Below are 17,918 nucleotides of genomic sequence, written 5' to 3' on the forward strand. Positions count from 1 at the left end.
AATGAAACACAATAATACAGGTCCGGAAATATGGGCCGGAATTGAATGTACTATTAATCGTATCGGAAATGTCTATCATCAGCAACTGGAGAAAAGTGGCCATTTAAATAGACTGGATGACCTGGATAAATTTGCAGCATTAGGTATTAAAACAATCAGGTACCCTATTTTATGGGAGCAGATAGCCCCGGGTAAACTGGAAGACGCCGACTGGAGCTGGGCAGATGAACGTCTGAACAGATTGCGTCAATTAGGAATTTGTCCCATCATCGGGTTCGTGCACCATGGCAGTGGCCCGATACACACAGATCTAACAGACCCTGAATTTCCGGTTAAACTGGCTGCATATGCAACTGTCTTTGCAGCAAGGTATCCGTGGATTAAATATTACACACCAGTGAATGAACCTTTAACTACTGCAAGATTTAGTGGTTTGTATGGTCACTGGTATCCTCATGGGCATGATAATAATATATTTTCCATCGCATTGATCAACCAATGTAAGGCCATTGTACTTTCCATGCAGGCCATCAGGAGAACAATACCAGATGCAAAATTGGTGCAAACAGAAGATCTCTGCAAAATTTATAGCACCCCCATACTTGCCTATCAGGCAGCGTTTGAAAATGACAGACGATGGTTAAGCTTTGATCTGTTATGCGGGAAAGTGGACGAAAACCATCCCATGTGGGATGAACTTTTATCCTATAATATTCTCCCGGACACTTTAACCTGGTTTACTGATAATATATGCCTGCCGGAAATAATAGGGATCAATCATTACCTTACCAGCAACAGATTTCTGGATGAAAATCTTAGTCTATATCCGGATCACTTTCATGGTGGTAACTCCTACCAGCGCTATGCAGATGTGGAAGCTTTAAGGGTACCTGATATCGACTCCTGCCAGCTCTACTCATTATTAAAAGAGGTTTGGAACAGATATGGGCTACCAATTGCGATAACAGAGGTACATCTGGGAGGCCATAGAGAAGAACAGTTACGCTGGTTAAAAGAATGCTGGGAAACTGCCCAGCAATTATATACTGAAGATATTGACATAAAGGCAATCACTGTTTGGTCACTTTTAGGTTCATTTGACTGGAATAGCCTTGTGACCCGGAATGATCATTTTTATGAATCAGGGGTTTTTGATATAAGCAATAATACACTAAGACCTACAGCCTTAAGTACGATGATGAAAGGTCTTATTAAAGGGCATAACTATGATATACCATTATTGAATAAGCCAGGTTTCTGGAAAAGAGCAGACCGGTTTTTATTACAATATCAATCCGAATTAGTGCTTTCCGGTTTCGACGATGAAATGGATGATGAGCCGGTAGCACCTGTTTTAATAATTGAATCTGATACTGATTTATCAAACGCCTTTGCTACATGTTGCAGATCGAGAGCAATTCCTTATCAGATGGTTTCAATGCATGGGCAAGATCAAATAGATTACCTGACAGTCAGGGAAATGACTGAACTATATAAGCCATGGGCAGTGATCAGTACAATTGCATACAATACGAATTTTAGAAAGCATACTTCAGAGCTGATGAATCTTGCTGATATGAGTGTGCAGAATAATAGTCAATTACTTGTCTTTTTACCCGACAATGCCGGGTGTACTATAGGTTTATTGAAGATAATGCCGGATGCAATGATAGTAGATCGTTTACAGTGTTCTGCTGAATATAGTCCTGTGCAGGTAAACAGGTGGATGGATCTGTTGATAGATAAAGCATTCGGGGCTATTGATGCAGCTTAATACTTAGTTCACAGGATAAAAATAAAAAAACAACTCCTCCTGAAACTTAAAAAATAACGGCAAAGCAGATTAATACCTGCTTTGCCGTTAGAATATAATCTCTTATCAGCTGGGTTGCAGCTCACTTACATGACTCGTTTGCTTAGCACTTGATACTGGCGCCTGCAAAAATTTTCCCAACATGATCTCCGCTGTCTGCAATGCTCCTTCCACCCATCCCTGTCCATCAGAATACGCTTCTCCACAAATGTATAATGGTGTGCCTGCTATCGGATTAGTGATCTGGTCCTTTACCTCCCAGCTCTTCACTCCGATATTCCAGCTATTCCATCCACCACCATATGGATCTTCACCCCAATCACGGAAAGCAGCACTCTTCACCAGTGGCGTATAATCCAATCCATGCATCTGTTGCAACTGTCGGGCTATTTCATCCACCATACGACGGGGTGCCTGGTATTCATCCCATGTCTGATTCAGCCGTTCTTGTGCTGGTAATGCAGACTTTTCATTTTTATCATCATCTCCGATAAATGGATCTACCACCTTTGAATGCGAACGGCCAGCCTTCCAGCCCTCAGACCGTTGAGGTCTTAATCCATCCCAGAAACCAATATTATTACCATCATCATAACTAGCCAGCAACATCGCTCTGCCATTCACAGCTGGTGTACCATCACTGTTTGGCCAGTAGTATGTTTGTCTTACAGGCAGGTCAGTTACAGAACGACCTGATTGTACCGGAACGAATTTACCATTCGCATCAGTAAACCCAGCTATTCTCCACCATGGATTTGCATAAGTAGTGAAGAGTTTAAACAGTGGTCTTGGTGTCACACTTTTGATCAATGGCTGGATCTGTTGTAACAGTGGACTTTCAGGCTGTAGCAGATCCAGGGCACGACGCGGCATAGCCAGTATCAGTTTTCCAGCAGTAATAGTTTGTCCATCATTAAAATTGAGTGTAAACTGTCCGTTTGTATATTCAAATCCACGGAGTTTTCGTTCCAGACGTACTTCTCCTTTATCTTTTTCAAACAGCTCTGCCAACGCAATAGGCACCTGTTGGAAACCATTGGTAAAGCCTTTATATTTTGGCGTCATACCAAAGTCTGATAGGTACCAGGGAATAGCGTCACTTGCATTCCAGTTCACCAGTGTAGAATCATAACCACCAGCATCCATACTGAACTGGTAACCTTCACTGCTGATCACCCTGTACAGCAGATTCCAGAAACCCCACTGGTATAAAGGTACTCCATCAAAATACGCTTCCTTTGTCATTTCACGACGTTCTTCTTCCTTTAGATCTGGATTTGTGATACCCGGTACTATCTGTTCAATGGCGTTCACTATGATTGCACCCGGACCATTTCCTTTTTCCAGGAATGACATATTGTAAGGTACTTTATCAGGTCTTGTTGCAAAGTCAACCAAACGCAGGTATTCACCACGCAGGTATGCCAGATTCTGAGGTTCATCTACCGGAAAATCATAGAGTGTGATCTTTTCCGCAGGTGGTAATTCTCCATTGAGGGTATCAATCAGGTTTACGATCAGGTGCTGGGTATTTTCCAGGATACGCATACCACCCAGTTCTGCTGTCATATTAGGTATTTCAGGTGGTTTTACTGATAGTAAACGTCCTCCTATATGATCGCTGCCTTCGAATACAACGATCCTCTGATCAGGGAATTGCTTTTTCAGTTTCCAGGCGCTATATACACCGGAAACACCGCCACCTACGATAGCGATATCGATTTGTTCGTTTGCCATAAGGTTAATGGTTTTAGAAGATTGAAGGAATGTTGGATGGTATATGTGCATTACCTACAGACAACAGTTTTGCTTTTACTGTATCCTGGTGGAAATAATCCAATACCGGTTGCTGGCTGTAATATGCGGTGATTGTATCAGATGTGGTGGGAGCGGTTGGCGTATTGCCAGCGATTCTCATATCCAGGATATAAGAAGTGGTTTGCGTGAGCACATGCTCAATACCTCTTCTGATCGCGTCTTTCACTGCTCCCGGTGTTTTCACTATTTCTCCGTTCTCACCGCCAAAAGCTTTGGCCAGTGATACGAAATCAAGTTTGGGTCTTTCGAGACGCAGGTATGGAGGATCCATCGTTTTGGGTTTCCAGCCATAACCGGGTGCACTGCCATAAGAACCCACTACCTGTTGTAAACCCAGTTGCAGGGTATGATACTCCTGGTTGTTTGTAATGATATACAGAATAGGTAGTTGCTCATGTGCAGCTGTCCAGAAGGTCTGCGGATAGAATAACGAAGAACCATCTCCCACTGCATTGATCACCAGTTTTGTACCTGTACCTTGTGAGGAGGCATTTTCCAGTTTAATGCCCAGAGATGCCGGCATTGACCAACCTAATGAACCTCCGGCTACACAGTAATAGCTTACCGGTTTCGCACCATTGTTACTGAATGGCAGATAATATTGAAAAGGAGCGCCATCGGATACTGCTTCATGCACATATACGAAGTTATCCACCAGTTTCCTATCTTCAATTTCCTCTTTCAATGCTTTAGCGATTACAACAGACCATATATCTTCCTGCTCCATGGCTTCCAGCAGATATTTATCCCAGTCGGCCGCTCTTTTTACAGACAACAACTGCATCCGTTCATTTCTGGCGCCAGCACCTGCGGGAGGAGTTGGTTTAATATAACTATTCAGGATAGGCAGCGTTGCTTTAATATCACCGAAAATCGCTGATTCTCCGTAATAGTTCTTCGCAATATCCCAGGTATTGTTTGTGAGGTATACCTGTTTCAGTTCAGGAGGGAATAGTGGTCCGTCGGAATATTTATATACAGCCAGCTGTGCCTGTGCCCCAAATCCAACCAGGAATGCCACATCATGATCTTTAAACACACCCTGTACGCCCGCCTGACTACCGGGTAGTTCTCCCTGCCAGTGATAGTCATTATTAGGGAAATTAGCCACGCTACTAAAACTTTGCAATACGACAGGTGCTCCCAGCAGTTCAGCCAGTTCCTGCAATTCTGTCCAGGCATCAGCATACCCTACTGCATCGCCGGCTACTATAACTGGATTTTTAGCTGCCGCGAGAATACCTGCAGCCTGTTTGATAGACGCATCATCTCCAGTAAAATGTGGGGAAATACGGGTCACACCTTTGACCTTATCTTCATCTCCAATAGCCACCATGGTAAAATCCCATGGAATAGATACGAATACAGGGCCATTAGGCGGCGCCATGGCTTCTTTAAATGCACGTTGTAATACTAATGGAATTTCATCAGGGGTACGCACTTCATGCGCCCATTTAGTGTACTGTCTGGCAAGGTCTACCAGATTTGATGCCAGTAACGGTTCCTGGGTGACCAGTTCATTCTGTTGCTGGCAACAAAGGATCACCAGTGGCACCTGAGAACGGTAAGCATTGAACAAATTGCCTATACTATGGGCAATACCCGGTGTAACGTGAACAACCAATACACCTGGTTTACCTGTCATCCGGGCGGATCCCATTGCCGCACCAATGGCAATGTTTTCATGAAGACACTCAATATAGCGCACTTCATTCTCCGGGTAAGAAGTACCATCAATAATTGGGATTTCATTGGTGCCCGGTACACCGAAAATGTAATGGATACCCAGATCTTTCAGGATATCGAATACATAGTCACGTGTCCAGCGTGTGCTCTGGTCGAACGCGTGGTCGATCACATCTTCACTGGCCTGGCGCGCAGCCTGAGCCATTTGTTGTGTTGTCATATAATGGGATTTTGGAGTTTGGTTCTTAAGGGCTTCTTGTTGTGGAAAATTTATTTTGGTATTACAAATAGGGTATCGGTATGCTAACTGCTGAAATAACAACTGTTCACTTCCAATTGTTTAGGGGTGTTTGAAAAAATCGGGTAGGATTATAAAAAGCAAAACCCACTCGATGAGCGGGTTTTGTTTTAAATTTAATTATATGATTATACTATAGGTACACCATCTTTTATTTGTTGTTGTTCCAGATAAGGTTTCCTGTAGTTTTCCAGGAATTGCTTTTTAGCATCCCTGCATGAACTCACTCCACCAATAAACTTTAACGTCCTGATATAATACCAGGCAAAATCTACCTGTCCTGTCAGAAAGCCAGATCTTGCACTGGCAGGATAAAGATGGTGGTTATTATGCCATTCACCGGCCACAATACCAGGCCACCACTGATTGATAGATTTATCTTTATGATTGAAATCAAATCCGGATACATGCTTCGTTTCACCTTTCGCATGGCCTTCATAATTAAAAGTTCTCACACCCACTCCCCACACAAAAGCACCAGCCATGATAGACACTACCAGATATACTCCACCTATAAAATAAAATATCGTTAGCCAGAAAGCCAGATTACCCAAAGTAGATAATAACGCATTCAAAGGATGCGCAATTGAACCCCACTTCTGATAAGTAGCATAATCATTCGCTTTCACACCGGTATGACTCAACATCACTGCGGCTTTATAATAGTCCTCCTCACTGAGATCTTTCGCAATAGGCTGATGATTGGCATCTGCCAGAAAGCAATATAAAAAACCTGCCTCTGCATTATAAGGATCTCCCGGCTCATCAGATAATGCATGGTGCACATGATGAGATACGATATACAGTTCTTCCGGTATTAGTTTAAATACAAGGTTTTGAGTAAAAAACCGCCAGAATTTATTACTAAAAGTATACGCCTGATGTGTGCCATAACGATGATACCAGATAGTGCCATGTGTGCCCATGAAAATCATTCCATACACAAAAGCCACCAGCAAATACCATACATTAAAGTCGTGTATCTCTTTCCAGATAAAAAAGAAAAAAAACGGGGCAAGGCTTAAAGTGCTAAACCATGAAAAGAAAGGTAACCAGTTCTTTCTTGAAGCAAAAATGTTGATCCTGCTAAAAAACTCGGTGAATAACTGTCTTGACGTAGGTTTTACCAGTGCACCATCGCTGGTTTTCCACCCGTATCCGGGAGGAGCTAATACATTCGAAATAAATGACATTATTTAATAACAATTTCTAAAGTGATAACAGTTGTAGGTAAAGCTCAGGGCTAAATATATCGATTTTATATCACTTTACATATTATATTTCTAAATATAATATTGAACGACAATTTTTTATGTTTCATTAAAATATTTAGTCTCCTGATTCGTCAATAAATTGGTATGAAGAAATTTATCACATGCCTTAAGATAGCACTTTCAGGGCTATTATTATTGATAATCATAGTGTTAATATACATGAAACACCCATTATTCGGAGAAAAACCTTCGGGAAAGAGATTAGAATTGATTAAACAATCGCCGCATTTCAAAGACGGACAGTTCCAGAACATTCACAATACACCGCAATTGTCAGACGGGTATAGCATGGGAGGTGTTTTATACGATTTTATGTTCAAAAAACGACTACGCCCGCGCCCTGTAGATTCATTGCCTTCGGTAAAAACTGACTTACTGGCCCTTACCCACAATCAGGATGTATTGGTCTGGTTTGGTCACTCCTCTTATTTTATACAGGCAGGTGGAAAACGTTTTCTGGTAGATCCTGTATTTTCCGGCAGCGCTTCACCCTTACCCGGAGGAACCAAGGCATTTAAAGGGGCAGATATTTACACGGTTGATGATTTTCCGGCAATTGACTATCTCTTCATATCACACGACCATTACGATCACCTGGATTATAAGACCATACTCGCACTAAAAAGCAAGGTGGGTAAAGTGATCTGCGGACTGGGAGTAGGTGCTCACTTCGAAAGATGGGGCTATACACCTGACCAGATCGTTGAGACTGACTGGTGGCAGGATGTGGATCTGGGAGATGGATTTATTGTACATACCGCTCCTACCCGCCATTTTTCTGGCAGGAGCTTTTCCCGGAATAATACACTCTGGCAATCTTACATATTGCAAACGCCGGCCATGAAGATCTATATAGGTGGTGATAGTGGTTATGATACTCATTTTGCAGAGATAGGAAAGAAATTCGGTCCGATAGATTTTGTAATTCTTGAAAATGGCCAATATGACCTTGCGTGGAAATACATTCATATGCAGCCGGAAGAAGTCATTCAGGCAGCAAAAGATCTGCAGGCAAAAAGACTACTCCCGGTACATTCTTCCAAGTTTACACTGGGGAATCATCCCTGGGATGAACCTTTACGAAGAATAAAGGCTATTGCGGATATTCCACTGGCTACACCTATGATCGGTCAGCTCGTAGACCTGCGGAATGATAAACAGGAGTTCAGTGAATGGTGGAAAGGAATAAACTAAAATATAAGATCCTTCACAATACCAATCTGTACTTTTCCATAAGATGTAGACACCACCCCGACGTCATTTACCAGGTAAGAAAGCGTTCCGTTATTTGCTTTCAAAGCAAGTTTGGTAAAGCGGTTATAGGAGGCAATCGGCTTGCTGCTGCCAATAAACTTCCAATAACAAACGATGCCGAAAATATATAATACTACATCATATATATAATCAGGACGCCTAAAAAATTTAGGCGTCCTGATTGGAATCACTGCTTAATTATCTCCTCACGAAATACTATAGCTCCGTTGTTAAAGATTAAAAAATAAGTGCCCGGAACAAGGCTACTTACATCGAGTGTCTGTGTACCATTATCAACATTCCCTATTAATGCTGTTTTAACTGGAACACCGTATATGTTCGTCAATTGCATATAAGAGGAACTGGATGCATCCAAACCGGCATACTGAATAGAAAGGTTAGAAATGTTTCATTGTAGGTAATTTGGGTTATTGCAAAAATATTGAGGATAATAAAATGAAATTTCATGGGTGTTATAACGAGTAATAAGTTTTAAAATAACATCCAGAAATACACAGCTACTCATTAGCATAACTAACCAATTTTAACATTCCATATACAATCTGAATACTAAATTGCACAAAACCCGGAAACGTCCATACCTACAAACAGAACCCAACATATGCAGAAAATTTTTGCTGTACTGGCTCTAATATTTTCTACGTTTACAAGCATGCAAGCCGTGGCCCAGCATAGGTATACCATTAGCGGTATCATTCGTGATAAAACTACCGGCGAAACTTTAATTGGCACTTCTATACGCATTCTTCCACAGGCTAAATACAGCAGTACAAGTAATAACTATGGATTTTATGCGATCGTTGTTCCTGAAGGCGATTATACGATGGTGATTAGTTATACAGGGTATAAAGCAGACACTATATCGATTTCACTTACAAAAGATCTGATACGAAATGTGTCGCTTATTCCCACCAGCGGACAACTTTCGGAAATCGTTATTACATCTGCAGCCAGCCATGACAGGCTTTCTACTGCACAAATGGGTACGCAGAAAATAAGCACCGCTGAAATTGCAAACGTTCCGGTATTTCTTGGGGAAAAAGATGTCATTAAGACTATACAACTGCTTCCAGGTGTAAAATCAGGAGGTGAAGGCAGTGGCGGATTCTATGTAAGAGGTGGCAACATAGACGAAAACCTGCTTTTACTGGACGAAGTACCGGTATACAATGCAACACATCTACTCGGTTTCTTCTCTACCTTCAATTCTGATGCGATCAAAGACCTCACACTTTATAAAGGGGCCAGTCCTGCAGAATATGGCGGTCGTCTTTCTTCCGTCGTAGATATCAGAACAAAAGATGGTAATAACCAGGAATTCCATGGTAGTGGTGGTCTTGGCATCATTGCTTCTCACCTAAACTTCGAAGGCCCTATTGTGAAAGACAAAGGTTCTTTTATGATCAGTGCCCGTCGTACTTATGCAGATGTTTTCCTGAAGCTGTCTAATAATGAAGATGTCAGGAATTCTAATCTTTATTTTTACGATGTGAATGCAAAAGCTAATTATAATCTGAATGATCATAACAGGATCTATCTTTCATTCTATAATGGAAAAGATAATCTGAAACTATCTGATCAGTTAGCACTCTACTATGGAAATACAACAGGAACCTTCAGGTGGAATCACAACTTCAATAGTCACCTGTTTTCCAACACCACACTTGCTTATAGCGATTACAACCATCACATAGAGGTGGCAGATAATTCAAGCAATACAAAAATCATCTCAAAGATCCGGGACTTTTCGTTCAAAGAAGACTTCCAGTATTTCATGGCGGGTGATGATAAAATAAAATTCGGTGTCACAGCCACCCATCATACCCTCGACCCGGGTATGGTAGATGCAAGTAAGAATTCCAGTTATAACCCTGAAACATTAGATAAGAAGTATGCATTGGAAAGTGCAGCCTACATAAACCATGAAAAAGGTTTCGGCAAGTGGAAAATCAATTATGGTCTGCGGCTTTCTGTCTTCAATGTATTTGGACCCGGTACTTTTTATAAATTTAATTCCGCAGGCGAAGCAACCGATTCTACAAAATATGCTGCCGCAGAACTTGTACAGACTTACATAAATTTAGAGCCACGTGCTGCTGCAAGTTATCAGCTGGACTCTGTGAGTTCCCTGAAATTTGCCTATTCAAGGAACACGCAGAACGTACACCTGATAAGTAGTTCCGCCTCCACCAGTCCTACCGACCTTTGGATACTGAGCAGTCCGAATGTGAAACCTGAAATAGCGGACCAGGTATCCCTGGGCTACTATCGTGATCTTAGTCATGGTCGTTATGAGTTCTCTTCTGAAATTTATTATAAACAACTACAAAACCAGATTGACTTTAAAGATGGTGCATCACTAACTGTCAACAACTATGTTGAATCACAGTTATTATACGGAAAAGGCAGAGCTTACGGACTGGAACTCTTTGCAAAGAAAAAAACAGGCAGGCTCACAGGATGGATCAGTTATACACTCTCCCGTACAGAGCGACAAATAGCTGAAATCAATAACGGAAGCTGGTATCCGACCCGCCAGGATCAGACGCATAACCTTGCTATCGTATCCATGTACCAACTGAGCAGGAAAGTGACACTGTCTGCCAACTGGGTATACAATACAGGTAATGCTGTCACTTATCCCAGTGGTAAATATGAAATCAACGAACAGACGGTATTCCTTTATGCCGAGAGAAATGGCTACCGTATGCCGGCTTACCATCGCCTGGATGTGGGTGTTACCATATATGCCAAACAAAAGAAACGCTGGAATAGCAACTGGAACTTTTCAGTCTATAATGCTTACGGGAAAGAAAACCCTTACATCATAGAATTCAAAAATGACCCTGCTAATCCTTCCCGCACCATCGCTCAGCAAACAGCACTTTTCCGCTGGGTACCTTCCATTACTTATAATTTCTCCTTTTAGTATGAAGACGAACCTCATTGCAACTTCTATCATCATATTCTTCGCCAGCTGTACCAAAACGATTGATGTCAATCTCAGAACAGCGGCTTCCCAAATTGTGATTCAGGGGAATATTACGAATCTCGGTGGCCCTTATTATGTGAAGATTAATAAATCAGTATCGTTTGATGCTGATAACACTTACCCCGCTGTTTCAGGAGCCATAGTCAGCGTTTTGGACAGCAATACCAATGTGAGAGACTATTTTACACAGACGGGTAATGAAGGGTATTATGCATCCAATAAACTCTCAGGACAGATTGGCCATACTTACAAGTTATCAGTGATCGTTGACGGGGAAGAATATACATCCAGTTCTACGATGCCGGATTATGTTGGGATAAATGAATTGACCTTCACAAAGACCAAAATTTTTAATCAGGTAAGGAATTTACCACAGGTGAACTTTAAGGATCCCCAAGGCGTTACCAACTACTACACTTTTACATTGCTGGTAAATGATGTTCCTTACAAAGCATTTTATGCATTGGATGACAGGTTGACGGATGGGAATATTATCAGGCAGCAGTTGTATATGGATAGTGCATACATACAAATGAATGATTTCGTGACAGTGGTGATGGCGAATGTGGATAAGAACGTTTATAATTACTACAATGTACTACAATCGAATAGCGGCGCGTCCAGTACCACACCTTCGAATCCACCTTCTAATATATCAAATAATGCTTTGGGATATTTCGGTGCGGAGTGTGTGGATGTGAAATCTGTGACGTTCTAAAGTATGCTAAAAGTGCTCATGATTATATAATTTTGATAATGCAAAAATGCCAACAAACGAGCCGCTGAAAAATGAAGTAGATTAGGAAAAAAGGTCGAACTAGTTCAAGATGTTGTATATTGCCATGCCAATTATTAACCCTGACATATGAAATTCAATTACTTGCTTTTTCTTCTTATTGTTTTTTCAGTAGTATCCAAATCCCAGATAGTAGCGATCCCCTATAATGATGACATAAAAGTGCCGGTTATCACATTAGACATCAATGGCCAGCATGATCGCTTTATTGTCGATAGAGGAGCTGAGGTAACTATTGTTAATTCCAGATACATACAGCTTCCGGAATTAGGTAAGATAAAGGCAAATGATGCGAATAACTCGTCTAAAACAATATTCAAGAGCAAAGTAAATAATATTAACATTGGTTCCGTGGCTATTACCAATGCAACCGCGTACAGTACTGAATTATATTGAAGACGTAAGCGCCAATGGAAAGAATTATAAATATTCATACTTATTAAAAATCCTTATGCAAACCGCAAAATATTCGGCCAGTGACATACTCGATCAATTAGATACCTGCGCAAAAGATTACAACTTCCCGATACTTGACAATGGATATATCTACCCTGTTGTATCAAGACTCTCTGTATTCGGTAATACAGAAAGATGGGTAATAGCCGTTGAAGTGGTTGGCTATCACTACCGCTTTAACGGTCATAGCGGCGTGGAGAACTGCCTGTACATTTATGGTAACAGTCTCCCCTTTTATCCAGGATTAAATAACTCAAACGTCCTGCTCACAACGGCTGACAGCGATGAAGGTCCTACCTTTATCACAGATACATTTGGCACACTGAATCCCGAAGTACATTCCTTGCTGCTCAGAGACGAAAAAATAAGCATACCAAAAGATCCGGCATTCTATGCTTCGCGGGATGTGGAGTTAACAAATCCGCCTGCTGTAAGAGTATATGAATTTATGCGTGCCTGTCTTCCAGAATACAAGGCATCATTTCTGGCCACTAAAAAGGAAATATACGAATGCTTTGGGCAGGATATTCCAATGATCATGCAGGTGGACGAATGGTGCCATCCGGATATTATTGAGGAGGAAAAACCTTCTGAGAATGAAACGTTTCAGCAGATTGCGACCTTACTGGAATCAGGAGATATCTCTTGTTATAAACCAACAAAACCAGCTAACAATCATTGGCGTAACTGGCCATTGGGAGGCTGTGCATAATATCTCCCACGGGTATTTTTTACAAAAAGATTGAGTGATGGGCTTTGCTTCATCCTATTCTGTTTGAGAAAATACCGAATTAATTTTGCAAACGCCGGAGATTGTATCTTCGGATTTTTTGTTATATCTTTTGCCCCATGAAGACCAATATTTCTCTATTTACAAAGATCGCCACCCGTTCCCTACTGGCATGGCTACGCGTTGTTATACCCGGTTTACTCCTTTCTGTTGTAGGATTAATTGTTTCAATTAATATAATAGGGTCCCAGCCGGGACCTGGATATGCTGGCGCACGTGCTGTTGGAGTGGGTGCAGTCCTGGGTGTATTTGTGTTGTTTAATGTTGCATTCTGGTCCTGCCTATTATTTGTGATTTCACTGGCAGGGTTTGTGTTGTTCCCTTCACTGGCTTCGGGATATACCATTAAAACAGCGTTGTTCCTCGTGTGGGATAATAAGCTGGGCGATTTTTTTATTGATAAAATAAGCGATTATCTGGATCGGGTATGGCTACGTGGTGAAAAGCAAATTAATGCGAAGGAATCCATAAAAGCACTGAAACTGGAAGTACAAAAAGATACAAATACCAATAAATTGCAGAAGCGGTTATTGAATTACTTGCTTAAGAGAGTAAGACTGGATGACGTAGATTGGCAGGCGCCGCCAGCAGAAATAAAGCACGCCATACTTGAAAAATTCAAGGTATACATTGGTGAAAAACTAATGCCTTCGAAATTGGTAATAAGACTGGCTATGATATTGCCAATAGTGCTAATGATACTGGCGTTAATTTATGACAAATGAGAAGAATCTTTCTAAATTCTTTACGCGTTCCTTTGCAGGGGATGATACGGGGAAATTTTACAATACCGCCACGATACAATACCACATCATTCGAACAAAGTCAATATCTTTTTAAAATAAATTACCCCTGTCCCACTAAAAAACAATGGTGGAATCATAACGTAAACGATATGTACATCAATTAATGATGCGTCTGCGGGTGCAACAGCTTATATAGCTCCTGTTGCAGATCTGCATCTTTAAACTTATTCAGTTTCTCAGTTTCTATTTCATAGAATCCTTTTTTGTTACCTAAGGTTCCAATTACGAAAGTGTGACCTGTCTGGGCAGGCTCACCTGTTTCGGGGTGCTTTTTTGAAAGCGCTACTACAACATCTTTTGACTTTGACATACGGTGAATGTACCGATAATAATCAGTATATGTCAAATGATTAACATCAGGCTAGTTTATGTGGGTATCAGTTAACCCACTGCGGATAGCTTTCAAATAAGTTTTCTTATTAGATTTTGTAAAAACAATAGTCTTACATCCGTTAAATCGCACAAATGCCTTCAAAGACTGGATCAACTTGTCAATCACACTTTCATCTGGATCAACATCCTCAAAATGCAGGTTATGCACAATCAGCACTTTTTGCTTCCGGTCGGCTTTGGCATCCATCCTTGCTATAAAGGTGTCACCCGCCAATACCGGCAATGAAAAATACCCATACACCCGCTTGGGCGCAGGCACAAAACATTCAACCTGGTAATCAAAATTGAAGAAGTCTTTCAATCGGTGACGGAAGATATTAAGAATATCAAATGGTGAAAGAATAAAGACTTCATTGGAGATCTTCACATCCTTTTGCTGGTCAGGCAGCATATAGTAAGGGCCCTTCAATCCTTCGACAACTAACTTTTTCACCTCCCCGGTCTGCACCATCTTTTCAAGCTCCTTTTTCACCAGGTTCCCTTTCACCCTACGGGCTCTCCAGGCCATTTCCCTGACCGTAGAAATTCCCAATGCACCCAATGTACGGCGGATTACATAACGGGCAAATTCAGCCTCCCCAGGCATCGTTTTGTCGGTTTCCTGAGGCACTAAGTTGAGGGGTAGATCATACACCTTCTGAAAGGTTTTCGTACGACTGATCATCAACTCTCCGGTGAAATATAACCGCTCCAATGCCACTTTTGCCGGCCGCCAATCCCACCAGCCGGAACTGGCTTCCTGACGGTCATTTTCAAAATCGCCTACCATCACAGCACCATCCCTTTCTACCTGGTCCATCATCTGCTTCATTAACCTGCCTTCTGCCTGGGTAGCTACCTTTCCGTGCTTCTTAAAAGCTTCTTTTACGGGCAGTGAAAAACGGAAGTCATGCATTGGCATAAAGCATGAATCTGATATAAAATATTCAAAGATGCGGCCGTCTTCACACAGGTCAGCCAGCCATTCATTTTGATAGTCAGGTATGCGGGCAGCCATCACGTGGTGATGGGCACGTTCTACTACATAGTTCGTATCCAATTGTACGAAACCTAAATGGTCGATCAATTTGTAAACAGCCTCCCGCCCCTTCCCAAATTGGGCTTTACGGGCAAGTCCGGCGGCATTCAGGATGATCTTTCTGGCCTGGTGTTTTGTAAGGGTAATGGAATCCATAACACTAAAATAAAGGAATTTTAATGCCACTCCTATAATATACCAAATTCTGATTCAGGAGATACTTTTACATACATCTATGGAAGAGATGAATGTAGATGGGAGAGATTGAATTAAAACAATGCTTACGACAATCAACGTTTTATTCGCTCCATTTTTTGGGGTGCTATGAGTTTGGTAAATACTACCAGACTAACGACAAAACATAATCATTATCAGCCTTTGCAGCTGCCATAAAATCTTTCAGCCCGGTAAATTCGTTTGCCAGGTGTTTTCTGGTAAATGCCCTATCAGGTGCACCATCTTCGATCCATACATTGCGAGGATAAACATCATTCTCGTTGAGCTCCTGTGGGTCGTATAATTGATGGAATTGCTCGATGGATATATTGTTTAAAAAAGCGTGCATGTTTGCAACAACTTCCCCATCGTTATAATAAATAGCGGTACTTTCCAGGTCAAGATCTTCTGACAACATTTCAATGCTGTCAAGATCCACTTCTCTTCCTATAAAAGTTACAGGATAAAACAACTGGTCCAGTAAGGATTTGGTTGTTTCATCCTGCTCTTTGGATAAGACAAATCTAAGTCCTTCAAAAGTTTGTGGAAAGACGATATTGTCTTTGGAAATTTCTAATATAGTGGTCCCTTCCGGGTTTGCTTTCATTACCTCAAAATTCTCCTGAGAGACGCGGTATAAGGTGATACTCTGACTCATACCGCAAAATTATGGAGGCAGGGATAAAAGAAAAAAACTTTTTTGGTTATCGTCTGCCTCTTATATTGTTATCGTCTAACTAGTTTGCTATTATTGTCTCCTTCTTTTATTATTAGCCTCTCTCGTTTGCTATTATCGTCTTCTCCTTTTATAGTTATCGTCTACCTCGATTGTTCCCTTGATTGCCAGTTTTTTTACCACCGCTGGCAGGTTTGCTTTTCCCGGGCTGGGTAGTTTTCTTTCCTACACTTGCCGGTTTACTTTTACCAATTCGCTTCCCTTCACCAGCAGGTTTACCTTTTCCGAATTGTTTCCCTTCACCGGCTGGTTTACCTTTTCCGAATTGCTTCCCTTCACCAGCAGACTTCTCCTTTCCAGATTGCCTCCCTTCACTATCCGCCTTCCCAAACCGTTTCCTTTCTCCTTCCGCCTTCTCAAATACCTTGCCTTCACGATTTCCCTTTACCTTTCCAAGCTGCTTGCCTTCTCCATCCGCTTTACCCAACTGCTTTTTTCCTCCCACTAACCTACCTTTCCAGAACCGCTTCTCTTCTCCACCTGCCTTCCCCTTCTCAACCGCTTTCCCTTCTCCTTCTGACCTTCCTTTCCCAAGCCGTTTCCCCTCTCCATCTACCTTCCCTTTCTCAAAAGACTTCCCTTCTCCATCCGCCTTCCCCTTCCCGGCCTTCATCTTATGCCGATTCGGTATCAACGCCCCAAATCCTTCCTCTTCCACCGCCTTCTTCTCCTTCTCACTCACCTTACCTGAATCCGCTATGCTCTCATTCAAATTCGCCAGCTCCGTCTCCGTCAAATGCCTCCATTTCCCCAACGGCAGCTTATCCAGCTTCACATTCATAATACGTACACGTTGCAACCCAATCACCTCATATCCCAGATATTCACACATCCTTCTGATCTGCCTGTTCAACCCCTGCGTCAGCGTAATCCTAAAAGTCTGTCTCCCCATCATCTGCACCTTACAAGGCAATGTACGCGTATCCAGTATAGGCACACCCTTAGACATCTGGTCTAAAAATGCAGTATCAATCGCCTTATCTACCTTTACGATATACTCTTTCTCATGATTATTCGCAGCCCGCAGGATCTTATTGATAATATCACCATCATTCGTCAAAAAGATCAGTCCCTCAGAATCCTTGTCCAGCCTGCCAATAGGAAAAATCCGCTTTGGATAATTCACAAAGCTGATAATATTATCCTTGATATGTAATTCAGTCGTCGTTGTTATACCCGGTGGCTTATTCAACGCCAGGTATACACATTTTTCTTTCTTCGCCGCAGTGATCAGGCTCCCATCCACTTCCACCGTATCTCCCGGCTTATAACGGTTACCCAACGACGCCGGACGGTCATTCAATAATACCCTGCCGGAAGTGATGAGTTTGTCCGCCTCACGACGTGAACAATACCCTGTATCACTGATAAACTTGTTTAAACTAATTGATTGGTCCAATGATGTATCAATTTTAATGCGGTCAGCGCATGCCTTCCAAATGCAAAAGTCGGTAATTACAAGGGATTTTCCTGCTAAACGCAAGGATCAACCTTTGAAACCTCTCCATAAAGCCCCACCCCTTCCGTGACTGTAAAGCCAGAAAGGTACCT

The 17,918-nt window shown here is 41.8% G+C and carries 15 protein-coding genes; 7 read left to right on the forward strand and 8 right to left on the reverse strand.

All coding sequences use genetic code 11. The annotated features are described in order from the left end of the window. Position 1 precedes the first annotated feature (1 nt). Positions 2-1,774, forward strand: a complete 1,773-nt coding sequence (locus BW716_RS28540) for a family 1 glycosylhydrolase (RefSeq protein WP_083729434.1) — start codon at positions 2-4, stop codon at positions 1,772-1,774. A gap of 105 nt (positions 1,775-1,879) precedes the next feature. On the opposite strand, the gene BW716_RS28545 is transcribed toward BW716_RS28540, so the two are convergent. The 3 genes from BW716_RS28545 to BW716_RS28555 all read right to left on the reverse strand — a co-directional run bounded on the left by BW716_RS28545 (position 1,880) and on the right by BW716_RS28555 (position 6,808). Then, on the reverse strand, positions 1,880-3,550 hold the full coding sequence (locus BW716_RS28545) for an FAD-dependent oxidoreductase (protein WP_083729436.1): 1,671 nt from the start codon (positions 3,548-3,550) through the stop codon (positions 1,880-1,882). 13 nt (positions 3,551-3,563) lie between these two features. After that, positions 3,564-5,537, reverse strand: a complete 1,974-nt coding sequence (locus BW716_RS28550) for a thiamine pyrophosphate-binding protein (RefSeq protein WP_083729438.1) — start codon at positions 5,535-5,537, stop codon at positions 3,564-3,566. A gap of 206 nt (positions 5,538-5,743) precedes the next feature. Further along, positions 5,744-6,808: a fatty acid desaturase gene (locus tag BW716_RS28555; RefSeq protein WP_083729440.1), complete on the reverse strand. Its 1,065-nt coding sequence runs from the start codon at positions 6,806-6,808 to the stop codon at positions 5,744-5,746. Positions 6,809-7,048: 240 nt separating this feature from the next. Between BW716_RS28555 and BW716_RS28560 the strand changes: the two genes are divergently transcribed. Beyond that, positions 7,049-8,083: an MBL fold metallo-hydrolase gene (locus BW716_RS28560; protein ID WP_235643967.1), complete on the forward strand. Its 1,035-nt coding sequence runs from the start codon at positions 7,049-7,051 to the stop codon at positions 8,081-8,083. 247 nt (positions 8,084-8,330) lie between these two features. Here BW716_RS28560 and BW716_RS39215 read toward each other — a convergent pair whose 3' ends face one another. After that, positions 8,331-8,519 (reverse strand): T9SS type A sorting domain-containing protein, encoded by a 189-nt coding sequence (locus BW716_RS39215; RefSeq protein WP_368678045.1) that lies wholly within the window; start codon positions 8,517-8,519, stop codon positions 8,331-8,333. A gap of 246 nt (positions 8,520-8,765) precedes the next feature. On the opposite strand from BW716_RS39215, the gene BW716_RS28570 reads away from it, so the two are divergent. The 5 genes from BW716_RS28570 (at position 8,766) to BW716_RS28590 (ending at position 13,923) form a co-directional block, all read left to right on the forward strand. Next, on the forward strand, positions 8,766-11,093 hold the full coding sequence (locus BW716_RS28570) for a carboxypeptidase-like regulatory domain-containing protein (RefSeq protein ID WP_083729446.1): 2,328 nt from the start codon (positions 8,766-8,768) through the stop codon (positions 11,091-11,093). Position 11,094: 1 nt separating this feature from the next. After that, on the forward strand, positions 11,095-11,874 hold the full coding sequence (locus BW716_RS28575; RefSeq protein ID WP_083729448.1) for a DUF4249 family protein: 780 nt from the start codon (positions 11,095-11,097) through the stop codon (positions 11,872-11,874). 147 nt (positions 11,875-12,021) lie between these two features. After that, positions 12,022-12,348, forward strand: coding sequence for a hypothetical protein (locus BW716_RS28580; RefSeq protein WP_083729450.1), 327 nt, complete (start codon positions 12,022-12,024; stop codon positions 12,346-12,348). A gap of 55 nt (positions 12,349-12,403) precedes the next feature. Next, a complete protein-coding gene (locus tag BW716_RS28585; protein ID WP_143709090.1) occupies positions 12,404-13,120 on the forward strand; it encodes a hypothetical protein in 717 nt (238 codons plus the stop codon). Positions 13,121-13,257: 137 nt separating this feature from the next. Further along, positions 13,258-13,923, forward strand: coding sequence for a hypothetical protein (locus BW716_RS28590; protein ID WP_083729454.1), 666 nt, complete (start codon positions 13,258-13,260; stop codon positions 13,921-13,923). A gap of 181 nt (positions 13,924-14,104) precedes the next feature. On the opposite strand, the gene BW716_RS28595 is transcribed toward BW716_RS28590, so the two are convergent. From BW716_RS28595 to rluF, 4 genes are all read right to left on the reverse strand, one after another. After that, positions 14,105-14,314 (reverse strand): hypothetical protein, encoded by a 210-nt coding sequence (locus tag BW716_RS28595; RefSeq protein ID WP_083729456.1) that lies wholly within the window; start codon positions 14,312-14,314, stop codon positions 14,105-14,107. A gap of 51 nt (positions 14,315-14,365) precedes the next feature. Then, positions 14,366-15,571, reverse strand: coding sequence for a winged helix-turn-helix domain-containing protein (locus BW716_RS28600; RefSeq protein ID WP_083729458.1), 1,206 nt, complete (start codon positions 15,569-15,571; stop codon positions 14,366-14,368). A 184-nt stretch (positions 15,572-15,755) separates the two neighbouring features. Next, a complete protein-coding gene (locus BW716_RS28605) occupies positions 15,756-16,289 on the reverse strand; it encodes a DUF1877 family protein (RefSeq protein ID WP_083729460.1) in 534 nt (177 codons plus the stop codon). A 154-nt stretch (positions 16,290-16,443) separates the two neighbouring features. Beyond that, positions 16,444-17,766 (reverse strand): 23S rRNA pseudouridine(2604) synthase RluF, encoded by a 1,323-nt coding sequence (gene rluF, locus BW716_RS28610; RefSeq protein ID WP_083729489.1) that lies wholly within the window; start codon positions 17,764-17,766, stop codon positions 16,444-16,446. Positions 17,767-17,918 lie beyond the last annotated feature (152 nt).

The organism is [Flexibacter] sp. ATCC 35208 (assembly GCF_001975825.1).
Lineage (GTDB): Bacteria > Bacteroidota > Bacteroidia > Chitinophagales > Chitinophagaceae > Chitinophaga.

Excerpts from the sequence above, each read along its gene's own strand:
- BW716_RS28590 (WP_083729454.1), top strand. The coding sequence starts at position 13,258 with ATGAAGACCAATATTTCTCTATTTACAAAGATCGCCACCCGTTCCCTA.
- BW716_RS28570 (WP_083729446.1), top strand. The coding sequence starts at position 8,766 with ATGCAGAAAATTTTTGCTGTACTGGCTCTAATATTTTCTACGTTTACA.
- BW716_RS28605 (WP_083729460.1), bottom strand. The coding sequence starts at position 16,289 with ATGAGTCAGAGTATCACCTTATACCGCGTCTCTCAGGAGAATTTTGAG.
- BW716_RS28575 (WP_083729448.1), top strand. The coding sequence starts at position 11,095 with ATGAAGACGAACCTCATTGCAACTTCTATCATCATATTCTTCGCCAGC.
- BW716_RS28545 (WP_083729436.1), bottom strand. The coding sequence starts at position 3,550 with ATGGCAAACGAACAAATCGATATCGCTATCGTAGGTGGCGGTGTTTCC.
- BW716_RS28560 (WP_235643967.1), top strand. The coding sequence starts at position 7,049 with ATGAAACACCCATTATTCGGAGAAAAACCTTCGGGAAAGAGATTAGAA.
- BW716_RS28550 (WP_083729438.1), bottom strand. The coding sequence starts at position 5,537 with ATGACAACACAACAAATGGCTCAGGCTGCGCGCCAGGCCAGTGAAGAT.
- BW716_RS28555 (WP_083729440.1), bottom strand. The coding sequence starts at position 6,808 with ATGTCATTTATTTCGAATGTATTAGCTCCTCCCGGATACGGGTGGAAA.
- BW716_RS28580 (WP_083729450.1), top strand. The coding sequence starts at position 12,022 with ATGAAATTCAATTACTTGCTTTTTCTTCTTATTGTTTTTTCAGTAGTA.
- BW716_RS28585 (WP_143709090.1), top strand. The coding sequence starts at position 12,404 with ATGCAAACCGCAAAATATTCGGCCAGTGACATACTCGATCAATTAGAT.
- BW716_RS28600 (WP_083729458.1), bottom strand. The coding sequence starts at position 15,571 with ATGGATTCCATTACCCTTACAAAACACCAGGCCAGAAAGATCATCCTG.
- BW716_RS28540 (WP_083729434.1), top strand. The coding sequence starts at position 2 with ATGAAACACAATAATACAGGTCCGGAAATATGGGCCGGAATTGAATGT.
- BW716_RS28595 (WP_083729456.1), bottom strand. The coding sequence starts at position 14,314 with ATGTCAAAGTCAAAAGATGTTGTAGTAGCGCTTTCAAAAAAGCACCCC.